This window comes from Janthinobacterium sp. SUN100, assembly GCF_030397705.1.
Classification (GTDB): Bacteria; Pseudomonadota; Gammaproteobacteria; order Burkholderiales; family Burkholderiaceae_D; genus Janthinobacterium; species Janthinobacterium kumbetense.
On the sequence record NZ_JAPUBU010000004.1, the window covers coordinates 19,668 to 35,189 of the forward strand.

The 15,522-nt window shown below is 63.4% G+C and carries 14 protein-coding genes; 13 read left to right on the forward strand and 1 reads right to left on the reverse strand.

Going from position 1 to position 15,522, the window contains the following annotated elements; translation table 11 throughout:
- Positions 1 to 19: 19 nt before the first annotated feature.
- From O0881_RS20160 to O0881_RS20185, 6 genes are all read left to right on the forward strand, one after another.
- Positions 20 to 1,468 carry an amidohydrolase family protein gene (locus O0881_RS20160; protein ID WP_289912671.1) on the forward strand — a complete coding sequence of 483 codons (1,449 nt, stop codon included), beginning with the start codon at positions 20 to 22 and terminating at the stop codon, positions 1,466 to 1,468.
- A 150-nt stretch (positions 1,469 to 1,618) separates the two neighbouring features.
- Positions 1,619 to 2,671 carry a dihydroorotase gene (gene pyrC / locus O0881_RS20165; RefSeq protein ID WP_099666203.1) on the forward strand — a complete coding sequence of 351 codons (1,053 nt, stop codon included), beginning with the start codon at positions 1,619 to 1,621 and terminating at the stop codon, positions 2,669 to 2,671.
- A gap of 7 nt (positions 2,672 to 2,678) precedes the next feature.
- The gene (locus O0881_RS20170; RefSeq protein ID WP_077408851.1) at positions 2,679 to 3,497 is read left to right on the forward strand and encodes a DUF3025 domain-containing protein; all 819 of its coding nucleotides are present in this window, start codon (positions 2,679 to 2,681) and stop codon (positions 3,495 to 3,497) included.
- 1 nt (position 3,498) lies between these two features.
- The gene (locus O0881_RS20175) at positions 3,499 to 4,488 is read left to right on the forward strand and encodes a Gfo/Idh/MocA family oxidoreductase (protein ID WP_289912672.1); all 990 of its coding nucleotides are present in this window, start codon (positions 3,499 to 3,501) and stop codon (positions 4,486 to 4,488) included.
- Between the two features lie 11 nt (positions 4,489 to 4,499).
- Complete coding sequence (locus tag O0881_RS20180) at positions 4,500 to 5,714, forward strand: MFS transporter (protein ID WP_289912673.1); 1,215 nt, start codon at positions 4,500 to 4,502, stop codon at positions 5,712 to 5,714.
- On the forward strand, positions 5,714 to 5,839 hold the full coding sequence (locus O0881_RS20185; protein WP_255206293.1) for a hypothetical protein: 126 nt from the start codon (positions 5,714 to 5,716) through the stop codon (positions 5,837 to 5,839). Before O0881_RS20180 ends, O0881_RS20185 begins: the two co-directional genes overlap by 1 nt.
- 7 nt (positions 5,840 to 5,846) lie before the next feature.
- Here O0881_RS20185 and recG read toward each other — a convergent pair whose 3' ends face one another.
- Positions 5,847 to 7,949 (reverse strand): ATP-dependent DNA helicase RecG, encoded by a 2,103-nt coding sequence (gene recG / locus O0881_RS20190; protein WP_289912674.1) that lies wholly within the window; start codon positions 7,947 to 7,949, stop codon positions 5,847 to 5,849.
- Positions 7,950 to 8,126: 177 nt separating this feature from the next.
- Here recG and queA point away from each other — a divergent pair, with 177 nt between their 5' ends.
- The 7 genes from queA (at position 8,127) to O0881_RS20225 (ending at position 15,449) form a co-directional block, all read left to right on the forward strand.
- Positions 8,127 to 9,182 carry a tRNA preQ1(34) S-adenosylmethionine ribosyltransferase-isomerase QueA gene (queA, locus tag O0881_RS20195; protein WP_289900595.1) on the forward strand — a complete coding sequence of 352 codons (1,056 nt, stop codon included), beginning with the start codon at positions 8,127 to 8,129 and terminating at the stop codon, positions 9,180 to 9,182.
- A 1-nt stretch (position 9,183) separates the two neighbouring features.
- The gene (gene tgt / locus O0881_RS20200) at positions 9,184 to 10,323 is read left to right on the forward strand and encodes a tRNA guanosine(34) transglycosylase Tgt (RefSeq protein ID WP_077408846.1); all 1,140 of its coding nucleotides are present in this window, start codon (positions 9,184 to 9,186) and stop codon (positions 10,321 to 10,323) included.
- A gap of 196 nt (positions 10,324 to 10,519) precedes the next feature.
- The gene (yajC, locus tag O0881_RS20205) at positions 10,520 to 10,852 is read left to right on the forward strand and encodes a preprotein translocase subunit YajC (protein WP_077408845.1); all 333 of its coding nucleotides are present in this window, start codon (positions 10,520 to 10,522) and stop codon (positions 10,850 to 10,852) included.
- Between the two features lie 97 nt (positions 10,853 to 10,949).
- The gene (gene secD / locus O0881_RS20210; RefSeq protein WP_289912675.1) at positions 10,950 to 12,815 is read left to right on the forward strand and encodes a protein translocase subunit SecD; all 1,866 of its coding nucleotides are present in this window, start codon (positions 10,950 to 10,952) and stop codon (positions 12,813 to 12,815) included.
- Between the two features lie 89 nt (positions 12,816 to 12,904).
- Positions 12,905 to 13,927: a protein translocase subunit SecF gene (secF, locus tag O0881_RS20215; protein WP_289912676.1), complete on the forward strand. Its 1,023-nt coding sequence runs from the start codon at positions 12,905 to 12,907 to the stop codon at positions 13,925 to 13,927.
- Between the two features lie 101 nt (positions 13,928 to 14,028).
- Positions 14,029 to 14,751 carry a hypothetical protein gene (locus O0881_RS20220; RefSeq protein WP_289912677.1) on the forward strand — a complete coding sequence of 241 codons (723 nt, stop codon included), beginning with the start codon at positions 14,029 to 14,031 and terminating at the stop codon, positions 14,749 to 14,751.
- Positions 14,748 to 15,449: a YafY family protein gene (locus O0881_RS20225; protein ID WP_289912678.1), complete on the forward strand. Its 702-nt coding sequence runs from the start codon at positions 14,748 to 14,750 to the stop codon at positions 15,447 to 15,449. The genes O0881_RS20220 and O0881_RS20225 overlap by 4 nt, the downstream gene beginning before the upstream one ends.
- Positions 15,450 to 15,522 lie beyond the last annotated feature (73 nt).

The following is a 15,522-nucleotide window of genomic DNA, read 5'->3' on the forward strand; positions in this document are numbered from 1 at the left end:
TTGAGTACGAATGCCTGTCATGAAACAAATAGCCGGCGCCATGCTGGCGCTGGGCCTGCTCGCCCATGCCCACGCGGCCGACAAGATCGCCGTTGACATCGCCCTGCGCGACGCCACCCTGATCGACGTTGCTGGCGGTCGCGCCGTCAACGGCAAGACCGTGCTGCTCAAGGGTGACAGCATCGTCGCCGTCGTCGACGACGCGCAGTTGCGCAGCTACGCGCCGAAGCAGACCATCCGCCTGCCCGGCAAATACCTGATGCCGGGCCTGTGGGACACGCATGTGCACTTTGGCGGCGGCCCCGAGCTGATCGACGAGAACAAGCAGTTGCTGCCCCTGTACCTGGCGCACGGCATCACCACGGTGCGCGACTGCTCGGGCGACTTGCCCGACACGGTGCTGGCATGGCGCCGACAGATCAACGCAGGTCAGTTGCAAGGGCCGACCATCTTCACGTCGGGCGCCAAGCTCGAAGGCATCAAGCCGTTGTGGAAGGGCACCATCGAAGTGGGCACGCCGCAGGAAGTCACGCGCGCGCTCGACGGCCTGCAGGCGCAGCAAGTGGACTTCGTGAAGATCACGGAAAACACGCTGAAGCCTGAGCTGTACCTGGAAGCGCTGCGCCAGGCGCGCGAACGGGGCATGCGCACCTCGGGCCATATCCCTGTGCAGCTCACATTGGAGCAGATGGCCGATGCGGGCCTGGGCACGATCGAACATCAATCGTATTTGCTGCGCGCCACCACGCCGCGCGAGCAGGAGCTGACGGACAAGGTGGCCGCCGGCGCGATGACGGGCAAGGAAGCCATGCACGCAAGCGTGCAAAGCTACGACGAGCCGACGGCGCGCAAGGCCTTCAGCTACCTGGCCGCGCGCGGCACGGCCATCGTGCCTACCCTGTGGGGTTCGCGCGTGACGGCTTACCTGGACCGCGAAGACCACACGCACGATCCGGCCCTGCAATACATCGGCAAGGGCTTGCGCGCCACCTACGACTGGCGCGTGCAGCGCGCCGCCAAGGATGGCCCGGAAGCCATCGCCCAGCGCCACACGCAGTTCGAGCAATCGGCAAAGCTGCTGCCGATCTTGCAGCAGCAGGGCGTGAGCATCATCGCCGGCACGGATGCGGGCTTTTTGAATTCCTTCGACTACCCGGGCCAGGCCTTGCACGATGAAATCGGCCTGTACGTGCAGTATGGCTTGACGCCGCAGCAAGCCTTGCAGGCTGCCGTCATCAACGGTCCCCGCTTCCTGGGCAAGCTGGATCGATATGGCAGCGTGGCGGCAGGCAAGGCGGCCGACCTGCTGGTTCTCGACGCGAATCCGCTGCAGGACATCGGCGCCACGCGCCAGATCCGCCTGGTGGTCAGTCGTGGTCGGGTGTACGACCGCGCCGCGCTGGACTGGATGCTGGCCGATATCCGCGCCTGGGTGGCGAAGCAGGAGCTGGTACCGGCCAAGTCCTGATTCGCATGTGATCCTGCGGTTGAAAACGGCCGGTGCTTACCGACCGTTTTGTTGTCTGCTAGGCCGGGGCACCGGCTTCCCCAGCCTGTGCTGCAGCCTCGCGGCTGGTAAAATGGCGCTATTCGCAATGACCGCCTGAGAGCAGCCGCCATGTCCACACTCGATCACACCCCAGCCTCCATCACCATCACCCGTCCGGATGACTGGCATTTGCATCTGCGCGATGGCGCCGTCATGGCCAGCGTGCTGCCGCACAGCGCGCGCCAGTTCGGCCGCGCCATCGTCATGCCGAACCTGAAACCGCCCGTCACCACCACGGCCGATGCCGCCGCTTATCGCGAGCGCATCCTGGCCGCCGTGCCGCAAGGCGTGAACTTCGATCCGCTGATGGTGCTGTACCTGACGAACAACACCTCGCCCGACGAAATCCGCCGCGCGCAGGACAGCGGCATCGTGCAGGCTGTCAAACTGTATCCGGCCGGCGCTACGACGAATTCCGACCTGGGCGTGACGGATTTGAAGAATTGCTACAAGGTGCTCGAAGTGATGCAGGAAGTGGGCATGCCCTTTCTCGTGCACGGCGAAGTGACGGATCCGGAAATCGATATTTTCGACCGCGAAGCCGTCTTCATCGAGCGCGTGATGCGTCCGCTGCGCAGCGCCTTCCCGGCCCTGTCCGTCGTGTTCGAACACATCACCACCAAGGATGCGGCGCAGTATGTGGCCGAAGCGGAAGGCCCCATCGCCGCCACCATCACGGCGCACCATTTGCTGTACAACCGCAACGAGATTTTCAAGGGCGGCATCCGCCCGCATTACTACTGCCTGCCCATCCTCAAGCGCGAAGAGCACCGCCTGGCGCTGATGACGGCGGCCGCCAGCGGCGACGAGCGCTTCTTCCTCGGCACCGATTCGGCACCGCACGCGCAAGGCGCAAAGGAAATGGCCTGTGGCTGCGCCGGTTGCTACACGGCCCTGCACGCGATGGAAATGTATGCCGAAGCGTTCGAACGGGCCGGTGCACTTGACAAGCTGGAAGCGTTCGCCAGCTTCCACGGCCCCGCCTTCTACGGCGTGCCGCGCAACACGGACACCATCACCCTGAAGCGCGAAAGCTGGACCTTGCCGGCTTCGCTGCCACTGGGCGACAGCCATGTGATTCCGCTCAATGCGGGCGAGCAGATTAACTGGAAAATGGTGTAAATACTCCATGCTGCCATCGATAGACTGGACCCGCCCCTGGTTTGCCACGGTGCTGCCGGCGCGACGGCAGCTGGACCTGCAGCGCGACACGGTGATCGCTGCGTTGAACGGCCGGGCACGGGCGCTGGACTTGCGCAATCCCTCCGGCCTGCCGCTGGCTTTCGTGCCGCAAGCGGACCTGCCCGAAGGCGTCGCCTACGAGGAGTTCATCGGCGCGACGGGCGGCGTGCCTACGCGCGACAATCTGCACGATTTTTTCAACGCGCTCGTGTGGCTCACCTTCCCGCGCATCAAGCGGCAGCTGAACGCGCTGCAGGCGGCGCAGATCGCCCTGTCCGGCGTGGGCAAATCGCGCGGTCCCGCACGCGACGGCGCGACGATTTTTGACGAAAATTCCGCCCTGCTGGTGCTGCGCGACAGCGATGCGGGGCGCGCGCTGGATGCGGCGCTGCGCGGGCATGACTGGCGCAGCGCGTTCATTGCGCAGCGCGACAAGTTTGACGCGGGCGGCGACGCCGAGGTCTGGCTGTTCGGCCACGCGCTGATGGAAAAACTGGTGGCGCCGCGCAAGGCCATCACGGCGCATACGCGCGTGATCTTCGCCGGCGACGCCTATTTCACTCTGGACGATGCGGCACGCCGCGCCTGGCTCGACGAGCGGGTGGCGCAGGACTTGGCGCAGCAAGGCCTCACCACGGCGGACTTCACGCCGCTGCCCGTGCTCGGTTTGCCCGGCTGGTGCGAGGGCCAGGACGACGATTTTTACAATGACGCGGCGGTGTTCCGCCCGAAGCGCAAGGTGGCTGGCGCAGAAAGAGATCAATAGCATGGAAAATACCGTCCGCTGGGGCATCCTTGGCACAGGCAAGATCGCCCGCGCGATGGCCAATGGCCTGCGCGATGCACCCGGTGCGCAACTGGTGGCGGTGGCTTCGCGCAGCGAGGCTGGCGCACAGGCCTTCGGCGCCGAATTCGGCATCGAGCGTTGCCACGGTTCCTACCAGGCGCTGGCCATGGACCCGGACGTGGATGTGATCTATATCGCCACGCCGCACACTCTGCATGCTGAAAATGCCATGCTGTGCCTGACCGCCGGCAAGCACGTCGTGTGCGAAAAACCGTTCACCATGAATGCGCGCGAAGCGCAGGCCGTGGTCGACCTGGCGCGCGACAAAAAACTGTTTTTGATGGAAGCCATGTGGAGTCGTTTCCTGCCCGCCGTGCAGGAAGCGCAGCGCATCATCGCCAGCGGCGAAATCGGCGTGCTGCAGCAGGTGCAGGCCGACATCGGCTTTGTCGCCAATTTCCCGCCCGAGCACCGCATGTTCAATCCCGAACTCGGCGGCGGCGCGCTGCTCGACGTGGGCATTTATCCGCTGTCGATGGCGGCCTTCTTCCTCGGCTCCGTATCGCAGGTACAGGCGCTGGCCGAGATGGGCGCCACAGGCGTCGATGAGCAGGTCGTGTTCTCGCTGCGGCACGCGGGCGGGGGCACCTCGTCCTGCGCCTGCAGCCTGCGCGCGCAGACGCCGACGGAAATGACCATTTCCGGCAGCCTGGGGCGGATTCGGCTGCCCAACCGTTTTTACAAACCCGACCACCTGATCGTCGAAACGATGGATGGCGGGCGCCGCGTCGTCGCCATGCCGCACCTGGGCAACGGCTACGCGCACGAGGCGATCGAGGCGATGCGCTGCATCCGTGCCGGCTTGCTGGAAAGTCCCGTCATGCTGCATGCGGACAGCGTGGCGCTGATGCATAACCTTGACACCATGCGTGGCCAGATCGGTCTCGTGTACAGAGCCGACCAGGCGTGAACAGGAATCCCATGACATTGCACTCATCCCGTCCCAGCCTGAAAACTGTCCTCATCGCCAGCGGCGTCGTGCTGACCCTGGCGATGGGCGTGCGCCATGGCCTGGGTTTCTGGATGCAGCCGATCTCGCAAGCGAATGGCTGGACGCGCGAAACGTATTCGCTGGCGCTGGCCATGCAAAACCTGATGTGGGGCGTCTTCGGCCCGTTCGCCGGCATGGCGGCCGACCGTTTCGGCACCATGCGCGTCGTCATCGTCGGCGCCATCAGCTACATGGCGGGCCTGGTGTGGATGGCGCTCGTGACGCAGCCCACGCTGTTCATCGTCGGTTCCGGCATCTTCATCGGCCTGGCGCTGGCCTGCACGGCCTTTGGCGCCATCAGCGGCATCATCGGCCGCAGCGCGCCGCCCGAGCAGCGCTCGTGGGCCTTCGGCATCTCGTCGGCGGCCGGCTCGTTCGGCCAGTTCCTGATGATGCCGGTCGAGCAGCAACTGATTTCCGCCGTGGGCTGGCAAAACGCCTTTTATGTGCTGGCCGCGCTGGTACTGCTGGCCATGATCCCGATGGCCTTCTACTTGCGCGAGCCGCCCGTGTCGCACGCCAGCGGCCCGCAGCAAAGCGTGGGCGCCGCCTTCAGCGAAGCCATCGCCAGCCGTTCGTTCTGGCTGCTGCTGGCAGGGTATTTCGTCTGCGGCTTCCAGCTGGTGTTCATCGGCGTGCACTTGCCGGCCTACCTGAAGGACCAGGGTCTGATGAATCCGAATATCGCCGTCACGGCGCTGGCGCTGATCGGCCTGTTCAACATCATCGGCTCCTACTATGCGGGCAAACTCGGTGGCAAGATCGCCAAGCGCTACCTGCTGTCGGCCATCTACGTGACGCGCGCCGTGGTCATCACCGTGTTCCTGCTGGCGCCTTTGTCGGCGTGGTCCGTGTACCTGTTCGCCGCCGGCATGGGTGTGCTGTGGCTGTCGACCGTGCCGCTGACGAACGGCATCATCGCCGGCATCTTCGGCGTGAAGCATCTGTCGATGCTGGCGGGGATGGTGTTCTTCTCGCACCAGGTGGGCAGTTTCCTTGGCGCGTGGCTGGGCGGCTATCTGTACGAGCACCAGGGCAGTTACCACATCGTGTGGATGATCACCATCGGCCTGGGCTTGCTGGCCGCGCTGATCAACCTGCCCATCGACGAGCGCGCCGTCAAGCGCGTGGCGGTGGCCGCGTAATGGCCAGCTGGCGCACCTGGCTATGGCGCCTGGCTGGCGCCGCGCTGCTGGCTCTCGTCTTCCTGGCCTATCTGCGTCCCGATTTCATGCTGGACCTGGCGAACCGCTTCTGGATGTGCATGTAGGGCGCTCCTAGACTTTCAGGAATTCCTCTTTGCCGCCCAACCAGCGGGCCAGGTGCGCTTCCACGGTGGTCGCGGCGGCCGTCGTGGTGGCGTGCAGCAGGTCGTGCGCCACGTCGCGCGCCTGATCGACCAGCCATTGATCCGTTTCCAGGTCGGCGAAGCGCAGCATGGCCTGGCCGGATTGACGCGCGCCGAGAAATTCGCCGGGGCCGCGGATTTCCAGGTCGCGGCGGGCAATTTCAAAACCGTCCGTCGTTTCGCGCATGGTCATCAAGCGCTGGCGCGCCACGCCGCCCAGCGGGCCCTGGTACAGCAGCAGGCAGACGCTGGCCGCCGAGCCGCGGCCCACGCGCCCGCGCAGCTGGTGCAGCTGCGACAAGCCGAAGCGCTCGGCATGCTCGATCACCATCAGCGAAGCGTTCGGCACGTCGACGCCCACCTCGATGACGGTAGTGGCCACCAGCACGTGGATATGCCCGGCGATGAAGGCGTCCATCACTTCCTGCTTTTCCGCCGGCTTCAGGCGGCCGTGCACGAGGCCCACCTGCAGCGCGGGCAGGGCGTCGGCCAGCATCATGTAGGTGTCGGTGGCAGTCTGCAGCTGCAGCGCTTCCGATTCCTCGATCAGCGGACAGACCCAGTACACCTGCCGGCCTTCCAGCGCGGCCGCATACACGCGGGCGATGACTTCGTCGCGCCGGTTCTGGTCGATGGCGCGCGTGACGATGGGGCTGCGGCCCGGCGGCAGCTCGTCGATCACCGACACTTCCAGGTCGGCGTAATACGTCATGGCCAGGGTGCGCGGAATCGGCGTGGCCGACATCATCAGCTGGTGCGGCACGGCTGCGCTGTCGCCCTTGTTGCGCAGGGTCAGGCGCTGGCCCACGCCGAAGCGGTGCTGCTCGTCGACGATCACCAGGCCCAGTTTGGCAAACAGCACATTGTCCTGGATCAGCGCATGCGTGCCGATCACCAGCTGCGCTTCACCCGATTCGATCAGGGCCAGCGCTGCCGTCTTTTCTTTTTTCTTCAGGCTGCCCGTCAGCCAGGCCACCTTCACGCCCAGCGGCTCCATCCAGGCGGCGATCTTGCGGAAGTGCTGCTCCGCCAGAATCTCCGTGGGCGCCATCAGCGCGGCCTGGTAGCCGCTGTCGATGGCTTGCGTGGCCGACAGGGCGGCGACGACCGTCTTGCCGCTGCCGACGTCGCCTTGCAGCAATCGCTGCATCGGATACGGCTGGCGCAGGTCGGCGCGGATTTCCTCGAGCACGCGCGCCTGCGCGCCCGTCAGCTTGAAGGGCAGGGCGGCGCCGAAGGCCTTCGATAAAGTTCCGACGACGGGCAGCGAGGCGGCGCCTTTCGAGCGGCGCGCGCGCTGGGCGCGTTTCAGCGACAGCTGCTGCGCCAGCAGCTCATCGAACTTCATGCGCACCCAGGCCGGGTGCGAGCGGTCCATCAGCGCGCTTTCATCGATGTCCTGCGGCGGATAGTGCAGCAGGTGCACGGCGGCGCGGAACGGCGACAGCTGCATGTCGCGCAGCAGATGATCGGGCAAGGTGTCTTGCCAGTCGATGCGGCGCATGGCGTCGGCGATTTCGCGCCGCAGCACGTGCTGCGACAGGCCTTCGCCGGATGGGTATACGGGCGTCAGGGCCGTGGGCAGCGGCGCGCCTTCGTTGACCACCTTATACGTCGGGTGCACCATCTCGGCGCCGAAAAAGCCGTGTTTGAGTTCGGCGCGCGCGCGGACCCGCGTGCCTTCGGCCAGTTGCTTGACCTGGCTGCCATAGAAATTCATGAAGCGCAGCAGCAAATTGCCCGTTTCATCGGCGATCGTCACCAGCAATTGCTTGCGCGGCTTGAAATTGACTTCGCACTTGGTGACGATGCCCTCGACTTGCCACGACTCGCCGCCGCGCAGGCAGGCGTCGCGTATCGTGTAGACCTTGGTTTCGTCCTCGTAGCGCATCGGCAGGTGCAGCACCAGGTCCATATCCGTGCGCAAGCCCAGTTTGGCCAGCCGGCTTTCCGTGCTGACCACTTTTTTGGCGGCTTTCGGCTTCGCGGCGGGCTTGGCTGCGGGAGGAAGATCGGGCTTTGGATCGGACATATGCAAGGTTTTGGTGCCGCTAGCGTAAAATAGAGGGTTGTCCGGCACACCCTGTGCGTACCGCAGTCGTAGTTGTTGCGGCGGATTATTGTAATGCCTGTATAGGCGCACAGTATAGTGCCAGATGTTCCATTGCGCACTCCTAATCATTTTTGACGTACTTTTGAAGCAAAACGCATGTATTCGCTTTCCGATTTCGATTTTAATTTGCCGCAAGAAAACATTGCGCAAACTCCGTTGGCCGAGCGCAGCGCCTCGCGCCTGTTGCATCTGGACGGCGACGCCCTGGTTGACCGCAGCTTTGCCGATATCGTCGGGCTGTTGCAGGCGGGCGACCTGCTGGTGATGAACGATACGCGCGTGCTCAAAGCGCGCTTCTTTGGCGTCAAGGAAAGCGGCGGCAAGATCGAGGCCCTCGTCGAGCGCGTGCTCGATGACCGCACCGTGCTGGCTCAGGTGCGCGCCTCGAAGTCGCCGCCGCCCGGCTGCCGCATCCGCCTGGCCGACGCCTTCGACGTGACGGTCGGTCAGCGCGCCGGCGAATTCTTTACGCTGCACTTCGACGCCGACGTGTTCGAGCTGATCGAGGCGCATGGCCGCCTGCCGCTGCCGCCCTACATCGAGCACGATGCGGACGAATTTGACGAAACGCGCTACCAGACGGTGTTCAACAAGGTGCCCGGCGCCGTGGCGGCACCGACGGCCGGCCTGCATTTCGACCAGGCCTTGCTCGACCAGCTGAAAGCGAAGGGCGTCAACTTTGCCTATGTGACCCTGCACGTGGGCGCCGGCACCTTCCAGCCCGTGCGCACGGAGGTGTTGGCCGAACACAAGATGCATACCGAGTGGTACACCATGCCGCAGGAAACCGTCGACGCCGTGCGCGCCGCCCAGCTTGCCGGGCGCGACGTGGTCGCCGTCGGCACGACCAGCCTGCGCGCGCTGGAATCGGCCTCGCAAAGCGGCCAGCTGGTGGCGGGCAGCGCCGATACGGCCCTGTTCATCACGCCCGGCTATGCATTTAAAACGGTAACGCGCCTGATCACCAACTTCCATTTGCCGAAGTCGACCCTGCTGATGCTGGTGTCGGCCTTTGCCGGCTATGAGCCGATCCGCAGCGCCTACGCGCATGCGATCGCGCAGAATTACCGTTTCTTCAGCTATGGCGACGCGATGCTGCTCACCACGCAATCGCGCGCTGCGCTGAACCTTGATACTCCCGTGAAAGACTGACATGCTGGAATTTAAACTACTCAAGACCGACACGAGCGGCCTGACCAAGGCACGCCGCGGCACCTTGAAACTCAACCATGGCATCGTGCAGACGCCGATCTTCATGCCAGTGGGCACTTACGGTTCCGTGAAAGCCATGTCGCCGCTGGAACTCAACGAGATCGACGCGCAGATCATCCTGGGTAACACGTTTCACTTGTGGTTGCGTCCAGGCAACACCGTCATGGAGAAATTCGGCGGCTTGCATGGCTTCATGGGCTGGAACAAGCCGATCTTGACGGATTCGGGCGGCTTCCAGGTGTTTTCGCTGGGCGCCATGCGCAAGATCACGGAAGAGGGCGTGCATTTCAATTCGCCCATCAATGGCGATAAACTGTTCCTCTCGCCGGAAGTGTCGATGCAGGTGCAGCGCGTCTTGAATTCCGACATCGTCATGCAGTTCGACGAATGCACGCCGTACGAAATCCAGGGCCGTCCGGCCACCATCGAGGAAGCGGCCAAGTCCATGCGCATGTCGCTGCGCTGGGCGCAGCGCTCGAAGGATGAGTTCCACCGCGGCGAAAACCCGAATGCGCTGTTTGGCATCGTGCAGGGCGGCATGTTCGAAATGCTGCGCGACGAGTCGCTGGCCAAGCTGGAAGAGATCGATTTCCCCGGCATCGCCATCGGCGGCCTGTCCGTCGGCGAGCCGAAGGAAGACATGATGCGCATGCTGGCCCACGTGGGTCCGCGCTTGCCGGCCAACAAGCCGCATTACCTGATGGGCGTGGGTACGCCGGAAGACCTGGTCGCGGGCGTGTCGAACGGCATCGACATGTTCGACTGCGTCATGCCGACGCGTAACGCCCGCAATGGCTGGCTGTTTACCCGTTTTGGCGACATCAAGATCAAGAACGCCAAGTACAAGGAAGACCAGGCGCCGCTGGACGAGACCTGCAGCTGCTACGCTTGCCGCAACTTCTCGCGCGCGTATCTGCACCATTTGCATCGCTCCAAGGAAATTCTCGGCGCGCGCCTGAACACCATCCACAACCTGCATTACTACCTGGACTTGATGCGCCAGATGCGCGAGGCGCTGGACGAAGACCGTTTCCACGCGTTTACCCTGCAATTCCACGCGGAACGCGCACGCGGAACTTAAGAAAAGCTTAGCTTGAGTCCTGGCTGCGGCATGGCCGGAAGTTTTGTGTATTGGTGCTTGGACTGGGGCGATAAAGCATTGCATAATGCTTTTTTAGCCCCATTTAAAGTTGCCATGCCTGCAATTCGGGTTATGACGTATAGCCAATGCTAGAATACAGCGCTATTTTTTCAAACTGATTAGAACTGGAGTCACCGTGTTTTTCATTTCCAACGCTTATGCGCAAGCCCCAACCGAAGCCCTGGGCCTCGGCGGCAACCTGACCAGCTTCCTGCCGCTGGTATTGATGTTCGTGGTCATGTATTTCCTGATGATCCGCCCACAGCAAAAACGCGCCAAAGAACAACGGGCGATGATGGACGCGCTGGCCAAGGGTGACGAAGTCGTCACCGCCGGCGGCATGCTGGGCCGTGTTTCCAAGGTAGTGGACGCTTACGTCACCATCGAAGTGGCGGCCGGCACCGAAATCACGGTGCAAAAGAGTTCCATCACCACCTTGCTGCCTAAAGGCACCCTGAAGGCGCTGTAATTCCTCGCTGTCATTGCCTTGGCAATGACAGATCCGGGGCGGCTATCCGCCGCCCCTCGCGACGCCTCCGACGCTCAACACTGAACGCTGAATCACTATGAATCGCTATCCTGCCTGGAAATACATCATCATCGTCGTCGCCTTATTGCTGGGCGCACTCTATACGGCGCCCAACTATTTCGGTGAGTCACCGGCGCTGCAAGTAACCAGCGGCAAGTCGACCGTCAAAGTGACGGGCGAGCTGATGACGCAAGTCGAGCAAATATTGACGAAAGAGAACGTCAAGTCGGAAGGTGTCACCATGGATGGCGCCGGCAATCTCGCCTCCGTGCGCGTGCGTTTTGCCGATCCCGATACCCAGTTCAAGGCAAAACTGGTGCTGGAAAAGGATCTGAACCCCGATTCCACCGATCCCGCGTTCATCGTGACGGTCAACCTGCAAGCCAATACGCCGATGTGGATGCAAAAATTGCATGCCTTGCCCATGTTCCTGGGCCTGGATTTGCGCGGTGGCGTGCACTTCCTGATGCAGGTCGATGCGAAAGCCGTACTGAACAAGAAAGTCCAGGGCGTCCAGTCCGCCGCGCGTAGCGTGTTGCGCGACAAGAATATCCGCCACACCGGCATCGAGCGCGTGGGCGACAGCGTGCAAATCAACTTCCGTGACGCCGAGACGCGCCTGAAGGCAAAAAATGTCCTGTCCGACCAGATGACGGAACTGGCGTTCGCCGATGCGGGCGAAGGCAGCGATTTGAAACTGAACATCACCCTGAAACCGGCGGCCCTGAAGGCAACCATCGACGAAGGCGTCAAACAGAATATCTCCACCCTGTCCAAGCGCGTCAACGAGCTGGGCGTGGCTGAGCCGCTGATCCAGCAGCAAGGTCCTGACCGCATCGTGGTGCAATTGCCTGGTGTGCAGGACGTGGCTCGCGCGAAGGCCATCATCGGCCGCACGGCGACCCTGGAAGTGCGCCTGGTCGATGAAACCATCGTGCCTGGCACCGAACTGTCGAGCGCCATCCCGTTCAACTCGGAACTGTTCACCGTCGGCAAGGGCGTCCCTGTCGTGCTGGCGAAAGACGTGATCCTGACGGGCGACTATATCTCCAGCGCCACGGCCAGCTTCGACCAGAACCAGCAAGCGGCCGTGTCGATCGACCTGAATGGCGACGGCGGACGCAAGATGCGCGAAGCGACGCGCGAGCGCGTCGGCAAGCGCATGGCCATCGTGCTGTTTGAAAAAGGCAAGCCGGAAGTGCTGTCCGTTGCGACGATCCAGCAGGAACTCGGTTCGCGCTTCCAGATCACCGGCATGGGCGGCGCGGAAAACGCGAATGAACTGGCGCTGTTGTTGCGCTCGGGCGCCCTGTCCGCACCGATGACCGTCATCGAAGAACGCACGATCGGACCGCAGCTGGGCGCGGAAAACATCGCCAAGGGCTTCCACTCGACCCTGTACGGCTTCATCGCCATCGCCATCTTCATGATCGCCTATTACATGCTGTTCGGCGCCTTCAGCGTACTGGCCCTGGCCGCCAACCTGCTGTTGCTGATCGGCTTGCTGTCGATGATCCAGGTGACCCTGACACTGCCCGGTATCGCCGCTATTGCGCTGGCGTTGGGCATGGCGATTGACGCCAACGTGCTGATCAATGAACGTATCCGTGAAGAGCTGCGTGCCGGCAATACGCCGCAAGCGGCGATCGCCGCCGGCTTCGACCGCGCCTGGGCCACGATTCTCGATTCGAACGTGACTACCCTGATCGTCGGCCTGGCGCTGCTGGCCTTCGGTAGCGGTCCCGTGCGTGGCTTCGCTGTTGTGCATTGCCTGGGTATCCTGACCTCGATGTTCTCCTCCGTCTTCGTGTCGCGCGGCGTGGTCAACCTCTGGTATGGCCGCAAGAAAAAGCTGACGACCTTGTCGATCGGCACGGTCTGGGTGCCGGGCACCAGCAAATAAGCGACGGCCCGACTCACCCAATAGCGACAACAGCGATCGCATCCGGCGGCCCAGCCGCCGGATGCACAGAATAGAACTCAGAGGATTTCATGGAATTTTTCCGGATCAAAAAAGATATTCCCTTCATGCGCCATGCGTTGATTTTCAACGTCATTTCGGCCGTGACCTTCCTTGCCGCCGTCTTCTTCCTGGTGCACAAGGGCTTGCACCTGTCCGTGGAATTCAAGGGCGGCACCCTGATGGAGGTGAAATACCCCAAGGCGGCCAACCTTGAAGGCATACGCGGCACCCTCATCGCCATGGGCTATGAAGAGCCGGGCGTGACCAGTTTCGATACGGCGCGCGACGTGATGATACGCCTGCCGGTGGAAAATGGCGTCAGTGCCGCGAACACCTCGCAGCGCGTGTTCGAATCGCTGTGCAAGGCCGAGCAGGGCACGACCAAGGGCATCGACACCGTCACCGAAAAGGGCGAGCATGTGCTCAAGAACGCCTGCATGGATGCCGCCGGCAATGAAGCGGTGGTACTGCAGAAGGTTGAATTCGTCGGTCCGCAAGTGGGCGAGGAACTGAAGCAGAACGGCTTGAACGCGCTGGTGGTGGTGATTATCGGCGTGATGGCTTACCTGGCCGTGCGCTTCGAATGGAAATACGCTGTCTCGGCGATTATCGCCAACTTGCACGACGTGGTCATCATCCTGGGCTTCTTCGCCTTCTTCGAGTGGGAATTCTCGCTGACGGTGCTGGCGGCCATCCTGGCGGTGCTCGGTTATTCCGTCAACGAATCGGTGGTGATCTTTGACCGTATCCGCGAAAACTTCCGCAAGCAGCGCAAGGCTTCCGTGCATGAAGTGATCGACAACGCGATCACCAGCACCATTTCGCGTACCATCATCACCCACGGCTCGACCCAGATGATGGTGCTGTCGATGCTGGTCTTCGGCGGCCAGACCCTGCACCATTTCGCGCTGGCGCTGACCATCGGTATCTGCTTCGGTATTTACTCGTCCGTGTTCGTCGCGGCCTCGATCGCCATGTGGCTGGGCGTCAAGCGCGAAGACTTGATCAAGCCGGTCAAGGAAAAAGACGAAACCGACGGCGCCGTGGTGTAAACGCAGGTTTTTGCACAGCGAACCCAAGAACGATCACCCCTCGCGGTGGTCGTTTTTTTTTGTGATGGATGATGATGAAGCGTTTTTTATGGGTAGGTTTGATGGCGGGCGTGACAGCGCTGGCCGGCGCCGCCGATTTCAGCCGCACTGGCAGCGATAGCATCGCCATGCGCGGCCCGATCGCCGCGGGCGACGTGGCCAAGCTGCAAGGGTTGGCAGCGCCAGGCACCACGCTGTTGCGCGTGAATAGCGATGCAGGCGACCCGCAGGTGGCGATGCAACTGGGCCGCTATCTGCGCCAGCAGCAATGGGACCTGTCCGTCGACACCGTGTGTGCGGGCAGCTGCGCCCTGTACGTCTTCCCTGCCGCGCGCCATATGCACATCCCCGCCGGCGCCGTGCTGGCGCTGCAGGAATCGGCGTTCCTGCGCGCGCAGGCCGGCCAGGAGCGCATGCGCCGCAGCCTGATCGAGGCGGGCGTGCCTGCCGATGCGCTTGACCGTGAAACGGCGGCGCTGGCGGCCCAATTGGCAGAGACGGCAGCGCTGGAAACGGCATTTGCCGCGGAGCTGGGTATCGAACCCGCCTTTTACCGCGATTTCCGGCAAGTGGCGGTGCAGGCCGAGAGCGTGCGCCAGCGCTTTCCAGACCAGGAGGCGGCCGTCTACTGGTGGCCAGCCGCCGCCCGGCTGCAGCGCTGCTACGGCATCGCCGACGTGCAAGAGGGGACGCGCGCGGCGCGCCTGGCGTCCGACGGCTATCTGTACGTGCCGGCCCTGTCGGCCCTGGTCATGGGCGACCAGGCTTTGCAGGCCTGTCCATGAGCCGCAGCGGCCGCCTGTTCCTGCTGATGGACGCCATGCGCGCCAGGCGCGTGCCCGTCACGGCGGCCCAGCTGGCGCAGCAGCTGGGCGTTTCCGAGCGCACGATTTATCGCGATATCCAGACCCTGGCCGAATTGGGCGCGCCACTGCAGGGCGAGGCCGGCATCGGCTATGTGCTGCGCCGTGGCGCCTTTTTGCCGCCGCTGATGTTTGGTGCCGATGAATTGGAAGCGCTGGTGCTGGGTGCGCGCTGGGTGCGCCGGCAGGGTGATGCGGGCCTGGCGCAGGCGGCCAGCAATGCCCTGGCGAAGATCGCGGCCGCCTCGCCGCGCGACTTGCGCGACAGCATGGCCGAGACCAGCTTGTGGGTGCCGCTGGGACGCCCCGCCGATGGCACGCGGCCGGCCGACCGCTATGTGCAGCCCGTGCGCGAGGCCATCCGCTACGAACAGAAGCTCACCCTGGGCTACCAGGATGAGCATGGCAGCGCCACCTCGCGCACGGTGTGGCCGTTTGCCCTGGCGTTTTTCGAAGGCAAGCGCCTGCTGGCCGCGTGGTGCGAGCTGCGCGGCGATTACCGGCATTTCCGCATCGACCGCATCGCCAGCGTGCAGCAGCATGACGAACGCTATCCCACGCGGCGCCATGTGTTGCTGGATGCCTGGCGCAAGGCGCACGATATCGATCCGGAATCCTGACATTCGCTCCTGACAAAAACTGTCAGTGACGGCGACTACGATGGTGGCTTCTTCACTCACCGGAGCCATCTGC